Source organism: Streptomyces sp. NBC_01478 (assembly GCF_036227225.1).
Lineage (GTDB): Bacteria > Actinomycetota > Actinomycetes > Streptomycetales > Streptomycetaceae > Streptomyces.
This window is the reverse complement of record NZ_CP109444.1, coordinates 8,727,674-8,752,527: the sequence shown is the minus strand read 5'-3', so window position 1 is coordinate 8,752,527 and position 24,854 is coordinate 8,727,674. Positions and strand designations below refer to the sequence as shown.

The window sequence follows — 24,854 nt, the reverse complement described above, 5'->3', positions numbered from 1 at the left end:
CCCCAGGTGACGGGCGCGGCCAGCACCGGAGTGTCCAGCCGTACGTCCCACAGCGCGGTGAAGTCGTACGGCTCCGAGGGCTCGTTGCTGCGCTGTGCCGTCGTCGACTGCACCACCGAGGTCACCGACGCGCTCGACGAGAGCTGGTTCAAGGTCAGCGCGAGGGTCAGCGCCACGTCGACACCGCGCACCGGGATCGCCCTGCTCACCGGGAACAGCGCGGTCCAAGGCAGCAGCAGGGTACGGATGTTGCCGGACGCCTCCGACGACACCGACTCCTGGGAACCGATGCCACGCCGCTCCACCCGTACGTCCCGCTCGGCGCCCTCGGCCTGCCCGTACCGGGCCGACGCGACTGGGTTCGCGAGCCGCATCCGCAGGTCCACGTCCCGGTCCCGGCCGTCCACGGTCAGCGTGATCCGGAAGCCCAGACTGCCGCGCAGATACGGCAGGTTGATCACCAGCACCTCGGCGCTCGCCACCGTCCGCAACTGCTCCCGCACCGGATGCGTGTCCGCCGCGCGCGGCAGCCCGAGCGCCGTCATCACCTGCTGGTGCAGCCCGTTCACGACGTCCGCCGACAGCGGTTCGAGGTGCACCAGGCCTACGTTGCCGTCCAGTTGGGACCCGTAGGCGAGGACGAACGTCGAAGAGGGCGGCGCGACCGGGGCGTTGGAGGTGGGCCAGGTGAGGGTGCCGTCCGCGGGGATGGGGGTGGTGTCGGGGTCTTGGGTGGGGCCGTTCTCGTTCTGGCCTGTGTGGTCGTGGAGTTGAGGACCGGCAGCGGTGACGTTCTCGATGGTGCGGAGGTAGCGGCGCGGGATGTGGATGGGGGTGTGGGTGTCGGCCATGAGGCCGGTGGTGCGGACCGTGGTGCTGTTCGGGTGGTTGCGCAACAGGAAGTCGTTGTCGCGCTGCTCGTCCGGGAGACCGAGGTAGTGCAGGACTTCGTGGAGGAGGTCCGCGTCCGAGTGGCCCGTGTCCAGGTGGAGTTGGTCGGCGCGGGCAGGGGCGGTGGTGTCGGTGAGGGTGATCGCCTCGGGGTGGGCCGGGTCGTCGATCAGGTTGAGGTTGATGTGGAGCTGGTCGCCCGAACCGGGCAGTTCCAGGCCGGAGTTGAGGTGCGTGTCCAGGAGTGCGGTGATGCGGTCCTTGAACTGGCCGGTCAGGGCTGGGTCGTTGGAGGTGACCGGGAGGTTGAGCGTGTAGTCCCGGACCCACTGACCGTTGGGTGCCTGGATACGACGGATGCGGGTGCGGACGAGAGTCGTCGCACCGCTGAGGACACCCGGGCGGGGCGGGGCGGACTGGTCCGCGTGCGGATCGAACCGCTCGGTGGCGTGAACGGCGGGACGGGCATACGCACGCAGCCCGAACCAGGAGTCCTTCGGCGCGGGATCGGCGACATGGGACGCGGGCCCGTCGTCGTCAGGGTTGCGTGCGGGCGCGGGACGGTAACGACCGCTCGGCTGAACGCTGTTGGCGTCTTCAGGGCCCCGGGGAGCGTTCGACGGGGTGATGGTCGGCGGGCGTACCTCGCTGGCGCTGTAGTGGTTCAGGCCCGTGTAGTGGACCTCCAGCGGGCGTGCGTCGGTGGTCGGGCCGTAGCGCAGCATGATGCCCCGGGGACCGCCGGGCACGACGGCGCCGGCGAGCGGGTCGGACACCGGCTGGAAGGCGTGGATCGGGGTGCCGAGGGTGTCGGCGAGCAGCGGCAGGAAGGTGTCGCCGACCTCGTTCTCCCACTCGTCGGACCAGTTGAGTACCGCGTGTTCGAGCTCGCCCGCTTCGTAGTCGGTGAGGGGGGCGGTGCTCCAGTCGTAGGCGGCGATCAGCAGCGACCGGCGCTCGTCCGGTGTCATGTCGGCTAGCCCCGGCAGTGCGTTCACCGAACGGAGATAGGCGAACATCCGCCGGTTGCTCGGCGCGGCGCCGGCCGGTGCGGGCGGCGCGCCCGGCAGCGTGACGGCTTGCATGTAGCGGGCCTGGAGGTCGTCCGGGGCCAGGTCCTCGGCGTGGCTCATGCCCTGGATGCCGTACTCGGCCAGTTGGTCGTCGACGTCGGTGTCGGTCGCGTTCCGCACCGTCTCGGCGAACCCGTCGGCGAGGACGCCCCGGAGCTGGCCGAGCACCTGGGGCGGGAGCGGCCGGCTGCCGTCGCGTGCCGCCGCCAGCCGGGCCAGCACCAGGTTCTGCAACCCCTCCTGCGCGGCCCGCAGATGGCCTGCCCCCTGGGCCGCGGTCTGCGGGTCCTGGGCCAGCTCCGTGAGGGTCTGGCGTACGCGGTCGGGCCGCGCGAGCCAGCCTGCGGTGCCCGCGTCGGTCTGCCCCAGTCGGTCGGCGACCAACTGGGGGTCGCTGCCGATGACGGCGTAGAGGAGGCAGTAGCCGTCGCCGGGGGTCTGGACGACGCTGCCGGTGGGGGTGACGTACGGGGACAGCGGGGCGGCCGGGGTCGTGGCGAGCCGTGCGGGCGACTGCGCGAGTGAGGGCTTGCCGTTGCCCTTGCTTTTGTCGGTTCCGGTGTTCTTGCCGCCGCTCGTACCGGACTTGGACGGTCCGCTCTTCTTCGGCCGCTGTCTCGCCGGGGTCGGTGTGGGCGTGGATGTGGCCGTGGTGGTGGCGGGCGCCGGGGTGTGGGTCTGGCCGCCGGCCGGGAGGGGGGTGGGCCGGCCGTCGGGAGTGGGCCAGCGGGGCGGGGTGGTGGCGAAGGTGGTCCGCGGTGACTGTTCGGGGTTCGGGGCGCTGTCCCGGACGTCGCCGGCCAGGTCGGGCAGTGCGTCGGTGGCCGACGTCCGGTCGGCGGCGGCCTGTATCTGCGCGGCGACGGCGGCGACGACCTCTCCCTCGCGGTGGGCGACCTCGTTCTCGGCCTCGGTCACCTCGCCCTGGGCGTCGGTCTCCTGCTGCCTGGCATCCCGCAGCTTGCCGGCCTGGAGGACCACGTCCGCCGCATCCTGCCGCGTCTGCTCCAGGGCCTTGCCGTGGGCCTCTTTCGCCCTGCGGATGTCAGCCGGCCGATTGGCGACGGTCTCCTGCGCCGTCACCAACGCGGGCCGTTCGGTGGCGAGTTGGGTCGCGGCCTGCCGGATCGCGCTGTTCGCGTCGGCGATCGCCGGGAGCACGGCCTGCACCCGCGAGTCGTCGGCGACATCGGCCGCCGGCTCGTGGGAACGCGGGACGCCGGGCGCGACGGGAGTCGGCGAAGCCGGCACGGGGGCCGGGGCCGCACTGGACTGCCCGTCCCTCGCGGCCTGTTCGGCGGCGGCCCGCGCCGCGGCGATCCGCTCGGTGCGCACGGTGTTCTCGGCCTGCGTCAGCGCGGCCAGGGCCGTCCGGAGGTCGCGGTGGCCCTTGGTCTCGTCCCGCTCGTGCCGCTCGATCACCGACGGCAGGGTGGTGACGGTGCTCCGGGCGTCCGCGAGCTCCCGCTCCAGTCGCTCGACCAGTGCCTCGGCCTCGCGCGCGGCCCGGTCGGACTCGGCGGCCGTCTCCGTCGCCCGCTCATGGGCCGCTGTCGCGCCCCTGAGTTCGCGCTCGGCCGCCCGGTGGGTTTCCACGACGGCCGTGTGCGCGCGGTTGGCCCGCTGGAGGGCGGCGGTGAGGCGGTTCAGGAGCTGCGGGGTGTCGGCCAGGGTGTCGGTGGCGGCATGCAGGAGCTCGGCCTGGGTGTGGAAGGCGGTCCACGCGGTGACGAGGTCCGGGTCGTCGGTGACGAGGGCGCCCTCGGGGGTGAACTCCCAGCGCCGGATGCCCTGTTGGTCACGGGTCATCAGCTCCAGCGGCCGGTTGCCTAGCACGGCGGTACGCGAGGCCGCGTACAGGGCCTGACCGAGTCGGACGCCCTGCGGGTCGGCCCCGAGAGCCACCCAGAACTGCACGCCGCGACTGCCGACCGGGATCGCGGCATGCAGACGCTCGGGCAGGGTGTGGGGTGGGGCGGTGGCCCAGTCGCGGACGAGCGCCGGCAGGTCGTGGACGTTCGGCGGCGACTCGGCCGGGGCGAGGAGACCGTGGCCGAGGAGGTCCCGTTCCTCCACGCGGAGGGTGACGGTGCCGGTGACGTGGCGGGTGCCCTGAGGCCCCTCCACGAGCAGATGGGCATCGACGTCGACGACGTAACTACGCGTACCGCGCGCCCCGTTGGCGGGTGCGGAGGTGCTGCCGGTCTTGAGCCAGTCGCGGCGGCTGCCGGTGGTGGTGCCGCCGAAGGTCGAGGGCTGGGTCTGCCGCTGGGCCAGCGGCACGCTGATTCCGGCGATCTCGTGGTTGTCGTCGTCACCGCTGAGGAGGTGCGTGTACGAGGTGGCGAGGGAGTGGTCGGCGCCGGCGGCGGTGCTCACCGTGTCGGTGGTGTTGTGCAGTTGATCGAGCGTGACGTCGTCCGCGTTGGTGGAACGGCGCGGGTTGTAGAGCGTCACGGCGATCGAGGGGGCCTGATCCGGCGCCCCCTCGAAAAGCGTGGTGCCGGGCATCTTGCGGGTGAGGTCCGCGACCAGCCGGGGACGGTCCAGAGCGACCCGCCCGGCCTGGATCAACTGGCCCAGCCGGACCGCCTGTCCCTCCACCGAGACCGAGGTGATCTGCGCGTGCCAGCCACGGTCACCGCGCGGCGCCACCTCGTTGAGGGCCGTCTCCACATGCCCCCAGCCGTCGAAGAAGAACGCCGGGGTCGGCCCCACCGGATGGAACATCTGCGCGTCGGTGAGATACGGGGTGAGGGGAGGCCCGGGCAACACGGTGTTGCGCGGATCGGCGCCGGAGACGACGGACGGGGCGGTCACCGTGGCCAACGGTGCGGGCGCGTTGGTCTCGGTGCCGGTGAAGCGCAGCGCCAGAGTGACCGGGACGGTGCTGGTGCGCGGGTTGCCCCGGGCGAGCAGGGTCTCCGCCAACCGCCGTACGTCACCGTCCGCGTCGGACCAGGCGATGACACCGTTCTGGATCAGACCACCGATGACATTCGGCGGCCAGTCGACAACCAACGCCGAGCGGACAGACAACTCGTAGTCGTACTCCAGGCCGTCGAAGTCGGCGCCATTGTCCGTGCGCAACCAGAACCGGTTGTCGGCCGTGGTCGCCCGCCGGGCGGAGATGCTGGTGGCCGACTGCGGGGTGAAGACAGGCGCCGCACGGTCCGTCTTCGAGGGATCGGGACCCTGGTTGGGGCGGAGATAACGGGTCGTGAGCGTGACAGGGAGCTGTGTCTGCCCGACCGAGGCACGGGTGGTGGTGCGGCCGGCGGCGGTGTGCGACTGCCACTGTTCGAGCCCCGAGCCCTGGGTCGAGGAACCCAGCACGGCGGTCAGGTCCTGGTTCTGCACCGGCCTCGCCGTGAGGGTGACCTCGACCAGCCGCTCACCGCCGAAGCCGTGGTGGCGGAAGTGGAAGCGGGTGGTGGCCCGGCGCGGAGTGCCGTCCGGGCCACGCCCGGGCAGCGACCGTAGCCCGGCGGTCGAGGTGAGCTGCGCGATCCGGCTGTGCACACCCTGCTGGTAACCAGAGTGCCCCGGGGTGACCGCTCCGGGCGCCTCGGCCTCGACCAGCGCCAGCAGTTCGCGCCTGACCTGGCCGCGCCGCTCCCTCTTGTTGACCGGCCCCATCTGGATCTGGCCGGCAGCGACCGCGGGGGCGGGCGGCCTCTGGTACTCGATGACCGAGAGGACGCCACCGAGGCCCAGCTCCCGGTTGCGCACGTACGCCGCCGGCAGCGGAGCCTGGCCCTGGACGGGCGCCGGGGTGAGCTGCCCCCGCAACGAGCCCATCCACCGTGCGTCGCGGTTGAGTTGGCCCTGGGTCATCAGGAACTGGAGGCCGTCCGGAACATCGACCGCGAAGGTCACCGGGTCGATCGTGCCGAGTTCGCCGACACCGTTGGGCAGTGCGCGGGAGCCCGCGCGGACCGTGACCAGATAAGTGACGTCGGCGACCACCCGGTACAGGTCGCCGCTCTCGGTGGGGGTGCGGTTGACGCCCGTGCCGGCGGAGAGCGTGTCGGAGGTGTCGGTACGGGACACCCGGCCGAACCGTATCGACGGGTTGAACTGGATTTTGTTCGGCTTGCCGGCGCTCTGGCTGGTCGAGACCGAACCGTCCGACTCCGGACCGGTGTTGCCCTGTCCGGCCGGCGTGGACGGGTTCTGGGTGACCACCCCGGTGCCGCCCGACTGGTGCGACTTTCCAAGGGACTTGAGCTGCTGGGCGCTGTCGGTGGCCGAGACACCGGTCTCCAGATACTGCCGGGTGGTGTCCAGCAGCCGGGGCCGGTAGGCGACGGCCTGGATCTCCAGCGAGTACTGGCCGTCGGCGAGCGTCCCCGGCAGGCTCAACCCCTCAACTACATAGGAATTCTTGAACAGTTCGTGGCCGTGAGCCACCAGACTGCCCGGCGTGATCGCGGCATGCCGGCTCTCGGCGGCACGCGTCCTGCTGTCCGTCAGCCCTTGGCCGGCGAGCGGCAGGACACCCTGGCGCTCCGGCCCGTCGGTGGCCGCCGGGGCGGGCGCCACACCGGTGGCGGTGACCGGGAGGATCGGGCCGGTGGCCGGGGTGGCGGGCGTCGCCTGCTGTGCCTGGTGGCGGATGTCCGCGGCGGCCCGCTGGAAGGCCGACTCGATGGCCGCGGCACCGCGCACGGTGTCGATCAGCGCGTCGTCCGGTACCCGCACCAGACCCTGCCGTGGGTTGCCCTGGTCGTCGGTCGCGTCGAGACGCTCCCGGTCGGTGTCCTCCACGTCACGCGGCGCTCCGTCGGCCCGGACGACGCGCGGTACGGGGGTCGGCGGGGGCGCTTGCGTACGGCCGTCCGGCACCGCCAGCCGCAGCGAGCCGTCGACCGTCGGCGCGGGGGCGACGGGAGTGGCCGCCCGGTTGACGTTCCGCCCGAACCGCTCGCTCGGCTCGTCCGTGTCGTTCGCGTACAGGTCGAGGGCCAACCGCACCGGCACCACGAACTCGTGGCTGTTCTGGTTGGTGGCGATGAAGAACTGGTCGTGCCCGGTGGCGCCGCCCACGGTGTCGCCATGGGTCACCTGCCCGCCGTACTGGTAGTCGCCCCCGAACCCGATCGACCCCCAGAGGCCCATCGGTCCGCTGACGCTGCCCATCGGCCCGACCGCACCGCCGTACGACTCACCGCGCTGCTCGGCGTCATTGCCCGCCATCTGGGCCAGACCCATGACCTGGATACCCGGCAGCACCAGGTTGTGGGTGCTGGCCTGCGTCGTGTCACGGACGGCGGTGAGCAGCAGCCGCACCCGACGAACACCGGTGTCGGTACTGGTCGGCACCTCGAAATGCAGCGCGTGCCCGCCGTCGACCATCGCGTCCGTCGCGGCACGCAACCCGGTGCGGGAACGGGCCTCACGCAACCGGCGCAGGTTGTTGAGCTGGGCGTGCAAACGGATCTGGTGCTCGGGCTCGTGGTTCCGCGCCGCCTGCTTCAGGCGGGCGCCGATCCCGGTGGGGCGCGGGGCTGTAGGGGCGGGCGGCAGGAAGCCCTCGCGGCGCAGCCAGGTCTCGGCCTCGTCGAACATGCCGTCCGCGCCGGTGACACCGAGCGGAGCCGCGCTCAGCCCGATGCCGTCCAACCGCTCCAACGAGTCCGGGAGTTCACGTATCTCGTTGGGGGCGGGAGTGTGCCCCGTGGCGTCCGCCTTGCTCAGGACCCGCAGGTCCATACCGTGCGCCAGGGGCAGATCCCGTGCCGCCGTCTCGGTGCCGTCCGGGCGGATCAGGGTGACCTGGTAGGTGACGGCGGTGGAGGCGAGCAGATGACCCCGGTTGGTGCGGATGGCGTGCATCGTGCCGGCGGAACTGCCCGCGCTGTAGGTGTTGGTGACGGTCCCCTGCACCTGCCCGCGCAGGCCGAGGCTGCCGCCGACGACGCTCGACGCGTTCGGGTGCTTCTCGCTGTGGTCGCCGGTGAGGGCGGCGGCAGCGCTGCCGCTGACCCCGAGACCGCTCGTGTACTTCGACGAGAGGTCGACCTTCGCCGTGTTGACCAGGTGGCTCTCAAGGTTGATCTGGCCCGGGGTGCTCTGCCGCAGCGGGGTGCTGGCCCCGGGCACGGTGACCAGACGCAGCATGCCGACCGCGTTGCCGTCGGCATTGGTGATCACGGGCGAGTAGATCCCACCGTCGACCTGCATGGGCAACGTGCCCCGCAACACCTGCTCGGAGAGGAAGTCCGAGACCTGCCCCGCGGCGGTGGCATCGAGATCGGCGTGGAAGGTCTGGTGGACGTGTTCGTACAAAGCCCTGGGGTCGATCACCGAGTCGACACCGTAGAGCGGGAGATCGGCCGGATCGGCCGGCGCGGGCAACGTACCCGGCGCCGGATCGGCGGTGGTCAGGTGCCGGGGGAACCAGATCGTGGTGGGACCGTGCGACTCCGCCGCACCCCAGCCGTCAGGCGCCGGGGCGGTGGCGGGCGCGGTGGGCGCCGCCGTGACCGCGGGGGCATCGGTGCGCACCCGCCACTGAGTCGTGAACTCCACTGGATCAGAGGGCTCGTTGGACCGCTGCGCCGAGGTCGTCTGGACCGCCTGCGTGACGGTCGTCGCGTCACTGGCCTGGTTGTGCGTGATGGCCAGGGTCGCCGAACCGTCCACCGCCCGCACCGCGGTCGCCGCCGGAATCGGCCACGAACCGGTCCACGGCACCTGGAAGGTCCGATACGTCCCCGACGGCTGACTGGAGAAATTCTCCCGCGTACCGAACCCACGCCGCTCGACATGCTTGTCCGCGTCCCGCGTGTCAAAACGCCCCTGCCGCAACGAGGTTCGGGCCTCGGAAAGCGTCAGTTGTACGTCGACGGTGCGATCGTTCCCGTCGACCCGGACCGTGACGCGGTGACCGCCGTTCGAGCGCAGATACGGCAGTTGAAGCGCGAGGCTCTCCCGGCTCAACACATCCCGCACCTGCTCACGCACCGACTCGGGCACATCGCCGGGATACCCCAGCGCCACGTAGACCTGACCGTGCAGACCTTCCATCACCTCGTCGGAGAACGGCTCCGCATACACCAGCCCGACAGTCCCGTCCGGAAGCGCGCCATAGGAGGCCACATAGGACGACTGGAACTGGCCCCGCGCGGGCGGTGGCACGGTCGGGGCGTTGGAGGTGGGCCAGGTGAGGGTGCCGTCCGCGGGGATGGGGGTGGTGTCGGGGTCTTGGGTGGGGCCGTTCTCGTTCTGGCCTGTGTGGTCGTGGAGTTGAGGGCCCGCAGCGGTGACGTTCTCGATGGTTTCGAGGTAGCGCCGGGGGATGTGGATGGGGGTGTGGGTGTCGGCCATGAGGCCGGTGGTGCGGACCGTGGTGCTGTTCGGGTGGTCGCGGAGCAGGAAGTCGTTGTCGCGCTGCTCGTCCGGGAGACCGAGGTAGTGCAGGACTTCGTGGAGGAGGTCCGCGTCCGAGTGGCCCGTGTCCAGGTGGAGTTGGTCGGCGCGGGCAGGGGCGGTGGTGTCGGTGAGCGTGATCGCCTCGGGGTGGGCCGGGTCGTCGATCAGGTTGAGGTTGATGTGCAGTTGGTCGCCCGAACCGGGCAGTTCCAGGCCGGAGTTGAGGTGTGTGTCCAGGAGTGCGGTGATGCGGTCCTTGAACTGCCCGGTCAGGGCTGGGTCGTTGGAGGTGACCGGGAGGTTGAGCGTGTAGTCCCGGACCCATTGACCGTTCGGCGCCTGGATACGACGGACGTGCGTACGGATGAGTGTCGTGGCACCGCTGAGGACGCCCGGGCGGGGCGGGGCGGACTGGTCCGCGTGCGGATCGAACCGCTCGGTGGCGTGAACGGCGGGACGGGCGTGGGGACGCCGGTCGTGCCAGGAGTCCTTCGGCGCCGGGTCGGCGACATGCGACGCGGGCCGGTCGTCGTCGGCGCTGCGGGTGGGCGCGGGACGGTAACGGCCCGACGGCAGCGGGCTGTTGGTGTCCTCCGGACTCCGGGGCGCCTTCGACGGCGTGATCGTCGCCGGAGCCGGGCCGGCGTTCGCGTCGCTGGCGCTGTAGTGGTTCAGGCCCGTGTAGTGGACCTCCAGCGCGGGCGTGCCGGTGGTGGTCGGGCCGTAGCGCAGCGCGATGCCCCGGGGACCGCCGGTCGCGGTGGTGCCGGCGACGGCGGCGGGCATCGGCTGGAAGACGTGGATCGGGGCGCCGAGGGTGTCGGCGAGCAGCGGCAGGAAGGTGTCGCCGACCGGGTGCGCCCACGCGGCCGACCAGTTGCGCACCGCGCGTTCGAGGACGGCCTCCTCGTCGGCGGTGAGCGGGGCGGTGCTCCGGTGGTACCCGGCGATCAGCAGCGAGCGGCGCTCGTCCGGTGTCATGGTGGCGAGCGTCGGCAGCGCGTTCACCGCACGGAGATAGGCGAACATCCGCCGGTTGCTCGGCGCGACCCCGGCCGGCGGGGTCGGGGCGCCCTGCGCCGAGAGAGCTTGCAGATAGCGGGTCTGGAGGTCGACCGGGTCCAGGTCCTCGGCATGAGTCAGGCCCTGAATGCCGTACTGGACCAGCTCGTTGTCGATCTGGGCGGCGGGCATGCCCTGCACCGCCCTCGCGAAGTTGTCGACGAGGACGCCCCGGAGCTGGCCGAGCACCTGGGGCGGGAGCGGCCGGCTACCGTCGCCCGCCGCCGCGAGCCGGGCCAGCACCAGGTTCTGCAACCCCTGCTGCGCGGCCCGCAGATGACCTGATCCCCGATTCGCCGTCTGCGGGTGGGCCGTCAATGTGGCGAGGGTCTGCCGTACGTCGTCGGGCCGGGCGAGCCAGGCGGCGGTGCCCGGGGCGATGGCCGGGTTGGCCTGCCGCAGGTGGGTGCGGACCAGGAGCGGTGCGCTGCCGATGACGGCGTAGAGGAGGCAGTTGCCGTCACCGGGGGTCGGGACGGCGGTGCCGGTGGGGGTGACGTACGGAGAGAGCGGGGCGGCCGGGGTGGTCGTGCCGGTCGACGCGGGCGGCTGTACGAGCGTGGCCTTGCCCTTGCCCTTGTCGAGCCCCTTGCTCTTGTCGAGCCCCTTGGCCTTGTCGAGGCCCGCGTTCTTGGCGGCGTCCGTGCTCTTGCCCGTGCTCTTGCCGGTGCTCGTGCTCGTGTTCTTGCCAGGAATCGGCTTCTTGGTCTTGTCGGCCTTGCCGGTCTTGCTCGTCTTGTCCGTCTTGGCGCTGCTCGTACCGGACTTGGGCGGCCCGCTCTTCTTCGGCTGCTGTTTCCCCGAGACCGGGGTCGTGGACGTGGTCCCGGCATTCGGCGTCGTACCGGTGGTGCCGGTAGTGGCCGTGGTGGAGGCGGGCGCCGGGGCGTGGGTCTGGCCACCGGCCGGGAGGGGGGTGGGCCGGCCGTCGGGAGTGGGCCAGCGGGGCGGGGTGGTGGCGAAGGTGGTCCGCAAGGACTGTTCGGGGGTCGGAGCGCTGTCCTGGACGTCGCCGGCCAGGTCGGTCAGTGCGTCGGTGGCCGACGTCCGGTCGGCGGCTGCCTGCATCTGCGCGGTGACGGCGGCGACGACCCGACCGTTGCGCCGCGCGACCTCGTTCTCGGCCTCGGTCACCCGACCCTGGGCCACGGTCTCCTGCTGCCTGGCATCCCGCAGCTTGCCGGCCTGGAGGACCACGTCCGCCGCATCCTGCCGGGCCACCTCCACGGCCTCCTCGTGGTTCTCCTCCTCCTCGCTGATGCGGGCCGGGCCCACCTCGACGATGCGCTTCGCCTTGGCCAACGCGGGCCGTTCGGTGGCGAGTTGGGTGGCGGCCTGCCGGATCGCGCTGTTCGCGTCGGCGATCGCCGGGAGCACGGCTCGCACCCGGGAGTCGTCGGCGACATCGGCCGCCGGCTCGTGGGAACGCGGCACGCCGGACGCGACGGGAGCCGGCACGGGGGCCGGGGCGGCACTCGACTGCCCGCTCTTCGCGGCCTGTTCGGCGGCAGCGACGCGTTCGGTGCGCACGGTGTTCTCGGCCTGGGTCAGCGCGGCCAGGGCCGTCTGCAGATCGTGGCGCCCCTTGGCCTCGTCCCGCGCATGCTGCTCGATCACGGACGGCAGGGTGGTGACGGCGCTTCGGGCTTCCGCGAGCTCCCGCTTCATCCGTGCCACCAGCGCCTCGGCCTCGCGCGCGGCCTTGTCGGATTCAGCGGCCGTCTCCGTCGCCCGCCGGTGGACGCCGATCGCGTCCGTAACCGCGAGCTGTACCTTCCGATGGGTCTCTACGGCCGTGGTGTGCGCGCGGTTGGCCTGCTGAAGAGCGGCGGTGAGGCGGTTCAGGAGCTGCGGAGTGTCGGCCAGAGTGTTGGTCGCGGTGTCCAGAAGTTCGGCCTGCGCGTGGAAAGCGGTCCACGCGGTGACGAGGTCCGGGTCGTCGGTGATGAGCGCACCGTCGGCGGTGAACTCCCAGCGGCGGATGCCCTGTTGGTCACGGGTCATCAGTTCCAGCGGGCGGTGGCCGAGCACGGCGGTGCGCGAGGCGGCGTAGAGGGCCTGCCCGAGGCGGGCCCCTTGCGGATCTGCGCCCAGGGCCACCCAGAACTGCACGCCGCGACTGCCGGCCGGGATCGCCGAGTGCAGCCGCTCGGGCAGGGTGTGGGGTGGGGCGGTGGCCCAGTCGGGGACAAGCGCGGGCAGGTCGTGGACGTTCGGCGGCGACTCGGCCGGGGTGAGGAGACCGTGACCGAGAAGGTCGCGCTCCTCGACGCGGAGGGTGACGGTGCCGGTGACATGACGGGTACCCTCCGGCCCCTCGACGAGCAGATGCGCGTCGACGTCGACAACGTAACTGCGCGTGCCACGCGCTCCGTTGGCGGGTGCGGACGTACTGCCGGACTTCAGCCAGTCGCGACGGCTGCCGGTGGTGGTGCCGCCGAAGGTCGAGGGCTGGGTCTGCCGCTGGGCCAGCGGCACACTGATTCCGGCGATCTCGTGGTTGTCGTCGTCACCGCTGAGGAGGTGCGTGTACGAGGTGGCGAGGGAGTGGTCGGCGCCGGCGGCTGTGCTCACCGTGTCGGTGGTGTTGTGCAGTTGATCGAGGGTGACGTCGTCGGCGTTGGTGGAGCGGCGGGGGTTGTAGAGCGACACCGCGATCGTCGGAGGGTGCTCCGGCGCCCCCTCGAAGGGCGTGGTGCCGGGCATCTTGCGGGTCAGGTCGGCGGCCAGCCGGGGGCGGTCGAGGGAGACCTGTCCGGCCTGGATCAACTGACCGAGCCGGACCGCCTGACCCTCCACCGAGACCGAGGTGACCTGCGCGTGCCAGCCGCGACCGCCGCGCGGCGCCACGTCGTTGAGGGCCGTCTCCAGATGTGCCCAGCCGTCGAAGTGGAACGCCGGGGTCGGCCCCACCGGGTGGAACATCTGCGCGTCGGTGAGATACGGGCCCGCGGCGGGACCGGCCGGCCGCACGCGGTTGCGCGGGTCGACGCCGGAGACGGCGGACGGGGCGTTCACCCGAGCCGGGCCACCGGGTGGGGTGGTCTCAGTACCGGTGAAGCGCAGCGCCAGAGTGACCGGGACGGTGCTCGTGCGTGCGTTGCCCCGGGCGAGCAGGGTCTCCGCCAACCGCCGTACGTCACCGTCCGCGTCGGACCAGGCGATGACACCGTTCTGGATCAGACCACCGATGACATTCGGCGGCCAGTCGACAACCAACGCCGAGCGGACAGACAACTCGTAGTCGTACTCCAGGCCGTCGAAGTCGGCGCCATTGTCGGTACGCAACCAGAACCGGTTGTCGGCCGTGGTCGCCCGCCGGGCGGAGACGCTGGTGGCCGACTGCGGGGTGAACACGGGCGCCGCACGGTCCGTCTTGCTGGGGTCTGGTCCCTGGTTGGGGCGGAGATAGCGGGTGGTGAACGTGACGGGGAGCTGTGTCTGCCCGACCGAGGCGCGGGTGGTGGTGCGGCCGGCGGCGGTGTGCGACTGCCACTGTTCCAGGCCCGAGCCAGGGGTCGAGGAACCCCGCACACCGGCCAGGTTCTGCGTCCGCCGGGGCACCGCCGTCAGCGTCACCTCCACCAACCGCTCACCGCCAAAGCCGTGATGGCGGAAGTGGAAACGTGTGGTGGCCCGACGCGCAGTACCGTCCGGGCCACGCCCGGGCAGCGAGCGCAGTCCGGCGGACGAGGTGAGCTGCGCGACGCGACCGTGCACACCCTGCTGATAACCGGGGTGCCCCGGGGTGACCGCGCCGGGCGCCTCGGCCTCCACCAGCGCCAGCAGCTCGCGCCTGACCTGCCCGCGTCGCTCCCTCTGAGCGACCGGCCCCAGCGGGATCTGACCGGCGTTGGGCCCGGTCGTGGGGACCGGGGCGGCGACGGGCCGGTCGTACTCGATGACCGAGAGGACCCCACCGAGACCCAGCTCGCGGTTGCGCGTGTACGGCGCCGGCAGGGCCGCCGTCAAGGTCGGGGCGGGCGCGGGAGCAAGCCCCTGCACCGAACCCATCCACCGTGCGTCACGGGCGAGTTGGCCCTGGGTCATCAGGAACTGGAGGCCGTCCGGGACATCGACCGCGAAGGTCACCGGGTCGATCGTGCCGGGCTCGCCGACACCGTTGAGCAGGTTCCGGGAGCCGGCGCGGACGGTGACCAGGTAGGTGACGTCCGCGACTACTCGGTGCAGGTCGCCGCTCTCGGTGGGGGTGCGGTTGACGCCCGTGCTGGCGGCGAGCGTGTCGGCGGTGTCGGTACGGGAGACATGCCCGAGCCGTGCCGACGGATTCAAGAGGCCCTTGTACGACTTGCCGGCGGTCTGGCTGGTCGAGACCGAACCGTCCGACTCAGGACCGGTGTTGCCCTGCCCGGCCGCGTTCACCGGACCCGCGGGCTGCTTGGGCGGGTTCTGGGTGAGTACCCCGCTGCCGCCGAACTGGTGTGACTTTCCTAGGGACTTGAGCTGCTGGGCGCTGTCGGTGGCCGAGACACCGGTCTCCAGATACTGGCGGGTGGTGTCCAGCAGCCGGGGCCGGTGCGCGACCGCCTGGATCTCCAGGGAGTACTGGCCGTCGGCGAGCGTCCCCGGCAGGCTCAGCCCCTCAACTACGTAGGAGTTCTTGAACAGTTCGTGGCCGTGGGCGACCAGACTGCCCGGCGTGATCGCGGCATGCCGGGTCTCGGCGGCGCGTGTCGTGCTGTCCGTCAGCCCGCGCCCGGCGAGCGGGGAGACGCCGTCGCGCGCAGGCTGGGCGGCGGTCGGGCCGGTGGCGGGAGCCGGGGCTGTGCCGGTGGTCGCCGGGGCTGTGACCGGGAGGATCGGACCGGTGCCGGTACCCGTGGTGGCGGGGGGCGTCGGCTGGGCCTGGTTGCGGATGACGGAGGCGGCCCGCTGGAAGGCCGACTCGACGGCCGCGGCACCACGCACGGTGTCGATCAACGCGTCGTCCGGGATCCGCACCAGGTCCGGGCGCGGGACACCGTTGGCGTCGGTGCCGTCGAGCCGGGCCATGTCCACCGGGTTGGCCGGGCGCGGCGCCCCGTCGACACGTGCGGGGCGCGTCGCGACGGTCGTCGCAGGGGTCGCCGCCGAGGTCGTCGCAGGGGTCGGCGAGGGGGTTTGGGTACGGCCGTTCGGCACCGCCAGCCGCAGCGAGCCGGTGACGGTCGGCGCGTGGACGACGGGAGGTGCGGGGACGACGGGAGCCGTACCGGTGCCTGGAGCCGTACCGGTGACGGGAGGCGCGCCGGTGACACCCGGGGCCGGGGCGACACCGGGTGCCGGGGTGACGACCGGGGCCGGGGCGAGGGCCCGGTTGACGTTCTGCCCGAACCGCTCGCTGGGCCGGTCGCCGTCATCCGCATACAGGTCCAGGCCCAACCGCACCGGTACCACGAACTCGTGACTGTCCTGGCCGGTGGCGATGAAGAACTGGTCGTGCCCGGTGGCGCCCCCCACGGTGTCGCCGTGGGTGACCTGCCGACCGTACTGGTAGTCGCCCCCGAACCCGATCGACCCCCAAGGTCCCGTCGGTCCGCTCACGCTGGCCATCGGTCCGAGCGCGCCGCCGTAGGACTCGCCCCGCTGCTCGGCGTCGCTGCCCGCCATCTGGGCCAGACCCATGACCTGGATACCCGGCAGCACCAGGTTGTGGGTGCTGGCCTGCGTCGTGTCACGGACGGCGGTGAGCAGCAGCCGCACCCGACGGACACCGGTGTCGGTACTGGTCGGCACCTCGAAATGCAGCGCGTGCCCGCCGTCGACCATCGCATCGGTGGCGGCACGCAACCCGGTACGGGAGCGCGCCTCGCGCAACCGACGGAGGTTGTTGAGCTGGGCATGCAGCCGGATCTGGTGCTCGGGCTCGTGGTCCCGCGCCGCCTGCTTCAGGCGGGCGCCGATCCCGGTGGGGCGCGGGGCTGTAGGGGCGGGCGGCAGGAAGCCCTCGCGGCGCAGCCACGTCTCGGCCTCGTCGAACATGCCGTCCGTGCCGGTGACCTCGAGCGGGGCGGCGCTCAGCCCGATGCCGTCCAACCGCTCCAGCGAGTCCGGGAGTTCACGTATCTCGTTGGGGGCGGGAGTGTGCCCCGTGGCGTCCGCCTTGCTCAGGACCCGCAGGTCCATACCGTGCGTCTGAGTGAGCGCCGACGCCTGCGTCTCGGTGCCGTCCGGCCGGATCAGGGTGACCTGGTAGGTGACACCGGACGGGGTGAGGAGGTGCCCCCGGTTGGTGCGGATGGCGTGCATCGTGCCGGCGGAACTGCCCGCGCTGTACGTGTTGGTGACGGTCGCCTGGGTCTGTCCACGCAGGCCAAGACTGCCGCCGATGACGCTCGACGCGTCCGGGTGGCCCTGGCTGTGGTCACCGGTGAGCGCGGCGGCACCGCTGCCGCTGACCCCGAGACCGCTGGTGTACTTCGACGAGAGGTCGACCTTCGCCGTGTTGACCAGATGGCTTTCGAGGTTGATCTGACCCGGCGTGCTCTGCCGCAGCGGAGTGCCGACGGTGGGCGTGGTGACCAGGTGCAACATGCCCACCGCGTTGCCGCCAGCGTCGGTGATCACCGGCGAGTAGATACCGCCGTCGACCTGCATGGGCAACGTGCCCCGCAACACCTGCTCGGAAAGGAAGTCCGAGACCTGCCCGGCCGCCGTGTCGTCGAGATCGGCGTGGAACGTCTGGTGGACATGCTCGTACAGCGCCCTCGGGTCGATCACCGAGTCGACACCGTAGAGCGGGAGATCGGCCGGATCGGCCGGCGCGGGCAGCGAACCCGGCGCCGGATCGGCGGTGGTCAGGTGCCGGGGGAACCAGATCGTCGTAGGACCGTGCGACTCCGCCGCACCCCAGCCGTCAGGCGCCGGGGCGGTGACCGTCGTGCTCGCAGTGGCCGTCGTGGTAGCGGTGGCCGCCGGGGTGACGGCCGGACCGTCGGTGCGCACCCGCCAGTGGGTGGTGAACTCCACTGGATCGGAGGGCTCGTTGGACCGCTGGGCGGAGGTGGTCTGAACGGCCTGGGTGACGGTGGTGGCGTCGCTGGCCTGGTTGTGGGTGATGGCCGCTGTCAGCGATCCGTCTATCGCCCGCACGGCGGTCGGCGCGGTGATCGGCCAGGACCCGGTCCACGGCACCTGGAACGTCCGATAGGTACCCGACGGCTGACTGGAGAAGTTCTCCCGCGTACCGAACCCACGCCGCTCGACATGCTTGTCCGCATCCCGCGTGTCAAAACGCCCCTGCCGCAACGACGTTCGCGCCTCGGAAAGCGTCAACTGAACGTCGACCGTGCGATCACGGCCGTTGACTCGGACCGTGACGCGGTACCCACCGTTCGAGCGCAGATACGGCAGTTGAAGCGCGAGACTCTCCCGGCTCAACACATCCCGCACCTGCTCGCGCACCGACTCGGGCACATCGCCGGGATACCCCAACGCCTCATAGACCTGACCGTGCAGCCCCTCGATCACCTCGTCGGAGAACGGCTCCGCATACACCAGCCCGACAGTCCCGTCCGGAAGCGCACCGTACGAAGTCACGTACGACGACGGGAGTGGACCCGGCGTGGGCGGTGGCGCGGTCGGGGCGTTGGAGGTGGGCCAGGTGAGGGTGCCGTCCGCGGGGATGGGGGTGGTGTCGGGGTTCTGGACGGGTCCGTTCTCGTTCTGGCCTGTGTGGTCGTGGAGTTGGGGGCCGGCCGCGGTGACGTTCTCGATCGTGCGGAGATAACGGCGCGGAATGTGGACCGGGCTCTGAGTGTCGGCCATGAGACCGGTCGTACGGACCGTGGTGCTGTTGGAGTGGTTCCGCAACAGGAAGTCGTTGTCGCGCTGCTCGTCCGGCAGACCCAGGTAGTGCAGGACCTCGTGGAGGAGGTCCGCGTCCGAGTGACCCAGGTCCAGGTGGAGTTGGTCCGCGCGGGCCGGGTCGGACGTGCTGGTGAGGGTGATCGCCTCGGGGTGGGCCGGGTCGTCGATCAGGTTGAGGTTGACGTGGAGCTGGTCGCCCGAACTGGGCAGCTCCAGGCCGGAGTTGATGTGCGCGTCCAGCAGACCGGTGATGCGCTCCTTGAATTGCCGGGTCAGGGCAGGGTCGTTGGTGGCGACCGGGAGGTTGAGCGTGTAGTCCCGGACCCACTGACCGTTCGGCGCCTGGATACGACGGACCTGCGTACGGATGAGTGTCGTGGCACCGCTGAGGACGCCCGGGCGGGGCGGGGCGGACTGGTCCGCGTGCGGATCGAACCGCTCGGTGGCGTGAACGGCGGGACGGGCATGCGGACGCAGACCGAACCAGGAGTCCTTGGGCGCGGGGTCCGTGACACGGGACGCCGGCCTGTCGTCGTCGGCGTCACGGGTGGGCGCGGGACGGTAACGGCCGTCCGGCTGAACGCTGTTGACGTCCGCGGGACCCCGGGGAGCGTTTGACGGGGCGATGGCCGCCGGGGCGGTGCCGGCGTTCGCGTCGCTGGCGCTGTAGTGGTTCAGGCCCGTGTAGTGGACCTCCAGCGCGGGGGTGTTGGTCGTCGGGCCGTAGCGCAGCGCGATGCCACGGGGACCGGCGGTCGCGGTGGTGGCGAGCAGGTCGGGAACCGGCTGGAAGACGTGGATCGGGGCGTCGAGGGTGTCGGCGAGCAGCGGCAGGAAGGTGTCGCCGACCGGGTGTGCCCACGCGGCCGACCAGTTGCGCACCGCGCGATTGAGCAGGGCCGCTTCCTCCGTGGTGAGGGGGGCGGTGCTCCGGTGGTACCCGGCGATCAGCAGCGAGCGGCGCTCGTCCGGTGTCATGGTGGCGAGCGTCGGCAGCGCGTCCGCCGCACGGAGATAGGCGAACATCCGCCGGTTGCTCGGCGCGACCCCGGTCGGTGCGGGCGGGGCGCCCTGCGCCGAGACGGCTTGCAGATAGCGGGTCTGGAGGTCGATCGGGTCCAGGTCCTCGGCGTGCGTCAGGCCCTGGATGCCGTAGTGGGCCAGGCGGTTGTCGATCTCGGTGGCGGACATGCCCTGGACCTGCGCCGTGAAGTTGTCGACGAGGACGCCCCGGAGCTGGCCGAGCACCTGGGGCGGGAGCGGCCGACTGCCGTCGCCCGCCGCCGCCAGCCGGGCCAGCACCAGATTCTGCAACCCCTGCCGCGCGGCCCGCAGATGACCTGCTCCCTGGGCCGCGGTCTGCAAATTGTGCGTCACCGTCGTGAGGGTCTGCCGTACGTCGTTGGGCCGGGCGAGCCAGTTGTCGGTACCCGGGTCGAGCGCCGGGTTGGCCCGCCGCAGGTGGGTGCGGACCAGGTGTGGCGCACTGCCGATGACGGCGTAGAGGAGGCAGTTGCCGTCGCCGGGGGTCGGGACGGCGGTGCCGGTGGGGGTGACGTACGGGGACGGCGGAGTGGCGGGGGTCGCGGCAGCGGCGGTTGTCGAAGTCGTGCCGGGGGCTGGAGCCTTGCTCTTGTCGACACCGGTGTTCTTGCCGGTGCTCTTGGTCTTGTCGACGCCGGTGCTCTTGCTCTTGTCGGTCGTCGACTTCTTGTTCTTGTCGGTCTTGTCGGTGGCCGACTTCTTGTCCTTGCCCGCGGTCTTGTCCGTCTTGCCGCCGCTCGTACCGGACTTGAACGGCCCGCCCTTCTTCGGCTGCTGTTTCCCCGAGACCGGGGTCGGTGTGGACGTGGACGCGGACGTGCCGGGGGCCGTCCCCGTGGTCCCGGTCCCGGCATTCGGCGTCGTACCGGCGTTGGTGGTACCGGTGGCGGGCGCCGGGGTGTGGGTCTGACCGCCGGCCGGAAGGGGGGTGGGCCGGCCGTCGGGGGCGGGCCAGCGGGGCGGGGTGGTGGCGAAGGTGGTCCGCAGGGACTGTTCGGGAGTCGGGGCACTGTCCTGGACGTCGCCGGACAGACCCGGCAGTGCGTCGGTGGCCGACGTCTGGTCGGCGGCGGCCTGCATCTGCGCGGTGACGGCGGCGGCGACCCGCCCGTTGCGCAGGTCGACCTCGTTCTCGGCCTCGGTCACCCGTCCCTGGGCGACGGTCTCGCGCTGCCTGGCGTTGCGCAGGTTGCCGGCCTGGAGGACCACGTCCGCCGCATCCTCCCGCGCCTCCTCCACGGCCTCCTCGTGCTTCCCCTCCGCCTCGCTGATGCGCGCCGGGCCGCTGTCGACGGTGCGCTTCGCCTGCGCCAACTCAAGCCGCTCGGCGGCGAGTTGGTCGGTGGCCTGCTGGATCGCGTTCTCGGCGGTGGTGATGGCGGGGACCGCGGCCTGTACCCGGGGGTCGTCGGCGACGTCGGCAGCCGGCTCGTGGGAACGCGGGGTGCCGGGCGCTGCGGGGGCGGGCGGGGCAGGAACGGGTGCGGGAGCGGCACTGGACTGCCCGTCCCTCGCGGCCTGTTCGGCGGCGGCCCGTGCCGCGGCGACGCGGTCGGTGCGCACGGCGTGCTCGGCCTGCGTCAGCGCGGCCAGGGCTGTCCGAAGGTCGCGGTGGCCCTTGGTCTCGTCCCGCTCGTGCCGCTCGATCACCGACGGCAGGGTGGTGACGGTCCTTCGCGCGTCCGCGAGTTCCCGCTTCAGCCGCTCGACCAGTGCCTCGGCCTCGTGCGCGGCCTTGTCGGATTCGGCGGCCGTCTCCGTCGCCCGCCGGTGGACGCCGATCGCGTCCGTGACCGCGAGCTGCGCCTTCCGATGGGTTTCTACGGCGGTGGTGTGCGCGCGGTTGGCCTGCTGGAGGGCGGCGGTGAGGCGGTTCAGGAGCTGCGGGGTGTCGGTGAGGGTGTCGGTGGCGGTGTGCAGGAGTTCGGCCTGCGCGTGGAAGGCGGTCCACGCGGTGACGAGGTCCGGGTCGTCGGTGACGAGGGCACCCTCGGGGGTGAACTCCCAGCGTCGGATGCCCTGTTGGTCACGGGTCATCAGCTCCAGCGGCCGGTTGCCGAGCACAGCGGTGCGGGATGCCATGTAGAGGGCCTGGCCGAGGTGTTCGCCGTCCGGGTCGGCGCCCAGGGCCACCCAGAACTGCACGCCGTGACTGCCGGCCGGGATCGCCGAGTGCAGCCGCTCGGGCAGCGTGTGCGGCTCGGCGGTGGCCCAGTCCGGGACGAGCGCCGACAGGTCGTAGAGGTTGTCCGGGGTCTCGGCCGGGGTGAGGAGACCGTGGCCGAGGAGGTCCCGTTCCTCGACGCGGAGGGTGACGGTGCCGGTGACATGACGGGTGCCCTGAGGCCCCTCCACGAGCAGATGGGCATCGACGTCGACGACGTAACTGCGCGTACCGCGCGCCCCGTTGGCGGGTGCGGAGGTGCTGCCGGTCTTGAGCCAGTCGCGACGGCTGCCGGTGGTGGTGCCGCCGAAGGTCGAGGGCTGGGTCTGCCGCTGGGCCAGCGGCACACTGATTCCGGCGATCTCGTGGTTGTCGTCGTCACCGCTGAGGAGGTGCGTGTAGGAGGTGGCGAGGGAGTGGTCGGCGCCTGCGGCGGTGCTCACCGTGTCGGTGGTGTTGTGGAGTTGGTCGAGCGTGACGTCGTCCGCGTTGGTGGAACGGCGCGGGTTGTAGAGCGTCACGGCGATCGAGGGGGCCTGATCCGGCGCCCCCTCGAAAAGCGTGGTGCCGGGCATCTTGCGGGTGAGGTCCGCGGCCAGTCGAGGGCGGTCGAGGGAGACCTGGCCGGCCTGGATCAACTGGCCCAGCCGGACCGCCTGACCTTCCACCGACACGGAGGTGATCTGCGCGTGCCAGCCACGGCCTCCGCGCGGCGCCACGTCGTTGAGGGCCGTCTCCAGATGTGCCCAGCCGTCGAAGTGGAACGCCGGGGTCGGCCCCACCGGGTGGAACATCTGCGCGTCGGTAAGATACGGGCCCGCGGCGGGACCGGCCGGGCGCACGGTGTTGCGCGGGTCGGTGCGGGAGACGACCGACGGGGCGGTCACCGGAGCCGGACCGGCGCCGGGGCCGGCGAGCGCGTGGGTCTCGGTGCCGGTGAACCGCAGCGTCAGACTGACCGGGACCGTGCGGACGCGCGGGTTGCCCCGGGCAAGCAGCGCGTTCATCCATCGGCGTGCGTCGCCGTCCGCGTCGGACCAGGCGATGACACCGTTCTGGATGAGCCCGCCGATGACGTTGGGCGGCCAGTCGACGACCAGCGCGGAACGGACGGACAGCACGTAGTCGTACTCCAGCCCGTCGAAGTCGGCGCCATTGTCCGTGCGCAGCCAGAACCGGTTGTCGGCCGTGGTCGCCCGCCGGGCGGAGACGCTGGTGGCCGACTGCGGGGTGAACACGGGCGCCGCACGGTCCGTCTTCGAGGGATCGGGACCCTGGTTCGGGCGGAGATAACGGGTGGTGAACGTGACCGGGAACTGCGTCTGCCCGACCGAGGCACGGGTGGCGGTGCGGCCCGCCGCGGTATGCGACTGCCACTGTTCCAGGCCCGAGCCAGGGGTCGAGGAACCCCGCACACCGGCCAGGTTCTGCGTCCGCCGAGGAACCGCCGTCAACGTCACCTCCACCAACCGCTCACCGCCAAAGCCGTGATGGCGGAAGTGGAAACGTGTGGTGGCCCGACGCGGATTGCCATCCGGGCCACGCCCGGGCAGGGACCGCAGTCCGGCGGACGAGGTGAGCTGCGCGACGCGACCGTGCACACCCTGCTGATAACCGGGGTGCCCCGGGGTGACCGCGCCGGGAGCCTCGGCCTCCACCAGCGCCAGCAGCTCGCGCCCGATCAGACCGCGCCGCTCCCTCTGGGCGACCGGCCCCAGCGGGATCTGACCGGCGTTGGGCCCGGTCGTGGGGACCGGGGCGGCGACAGGCCGGTCGTACTCAATGACCGAGAGGACCCCACCGAGGCCCAGTTCGCGGTTGCGCGTGTACGGCCCCGGCAGGGCCGCCGTCAAGGTCGGGGCAGGTGCGGGGGTGAGCCCGGCCACCGAGCCCATCCACCGTGCGTCGCGGGCGAGTTGGCCCTGGGTCATCAGGAACTGGAGGCCGTCCGGGACATCGACCGCGAAGGTGACGGGGGCCACCGTACCGGGGTTGCTCATGCCGTTGAGCGGTGTGCCGGAGCCGGGGCCGGTCGTGGCCAGCCGCGTGACGGGGCCGACCGTGTCGGGCTCGCCGACACCGTTGAGGAGCGTGCGGGAGCCGGCGCGGACGGTGACCAGGTAGGTGACGTCCGCGACCACCCGATGCAGGTCACCGCTCTCGGTGGGAGTGCGGTTGACCCCCGTGCTGGCGGAAAGCGTGTCGGCGGTGTCGGTACGGGACACCCGGCCGAGCCGTGCCGATGGATTGAAGAGGCCTTTGTACGACTTGCCGGCGGTCTGGCTGGTCGAGACCGAACCGTCCGACTCAGGACCAGTGTTGCCCTGCCCCGCGGGCTGCTTGGGCGGGTTCTGGGTGAGTACCCCGCTGCCGCCGAACTGGTGTGACTTTCCTAGGGACTTGAGCTGCTGGGCGCTGTCGGTGGCCGAGACGCCGGTCTCCAGATACTGGCGGGTGGTGTCCAGCAGCCGGGGCCGGTGCGCGACCGCCTGGATCTCCAGGGAGTACTGGCCGTCGGCGAGGGTCCCCGGCAGGCTCAAGCCCTCAACTACATAGGAGTTCTTGAACAGTTCGTGGCCGTGGGCGACGAGACTGCCCGGGGTGATCGCGGCGTGCCGCGTCTCGGCGGCACGCGTCCTGCTGTCCGTCAGCCCGCGCCCGGCGAGCGGCGAAATGCCGTCCCGCGCGGGCGTGGCGGGAGCCGGGGCTGTGCCGGTGGCCGCCGGGGCGGTGACCGGAAGGATCGGGCCGGTGCCCGTGGTGGCGGGGGGCGTCGGCTGGGCCTGGTTGCGGATGACGGAGGCGGCCCGCTGGAAGGCCGACTCGATAGCCGCGGCACCGCGCACGGTGTCGATCAGGGCGTCGTCCGGTATCCGTACCAGTTCCGGGCGCGGGACACCGTTGGCGTCGGTCCCGTCGAGCCGGGCACGATCGACGGTGGTCTCCCGGCGCGGCGCACCGTCGGCACGCGCGGCGGGCGGCGCGGGGATCACCGAGGCTGCCTGGGTACGGCCGTGCGGCACCGCCAGCCGCAGCGAGCCGGCGACCGTCGGCGGATGGACGACGGGCGGCGCGGGGGCGACGGGCGGCGCACCGGCTACGGCCGCAGCGACAGCCGGGGCCGGGGCGAGGGCCTGGTTGACGTTCTGCCCGAACCGCTCGCTGGGCCGGTCGCCGTCGTCCGCATACAGGTCGAGGGCCAACCGCACCGGCACCCCGAAGTCGTGGCTGTCCTGGCCGGTGCCGATATAGAACTGGTCGTGCGAGGTGGCACCGCCCACCGTGTCGCCGTGGGTGACCTGGTGGCCGTACTGGTAGTCGCCCCCGAACCCAATGGACCCCCAGGGGCCCGTCGGTCCACTGATGCTGGCCATCGGTCCGAGCGCGCCGCCGTAGGACTCGCCCCGCTGCTCGGCGTCGCTGCCCGCCATCTG

The 24,854-nt window shown here is 72.0% G+C and carries 1 protein-coding gene (cut by both window edges); it reads right to left on the bottom strand.

Every position in this 24,854-nt window falls within one protein-coding gene, locus OG223_RS39400, for a hypothetical protein, read on the bottom strand. The gene is 45,489 nt long; 6,676 of those nucleotides lie to the left of the window and 13,959 to its right, leaving coding positions 13,960–38,813 in view (codon 4,654, complete, through codon 12,938, partial); the first complete codon in reading order (the gene reads right to left) occupies positions 24,852–24,854. The start codon and the stop codon both lie outside this window.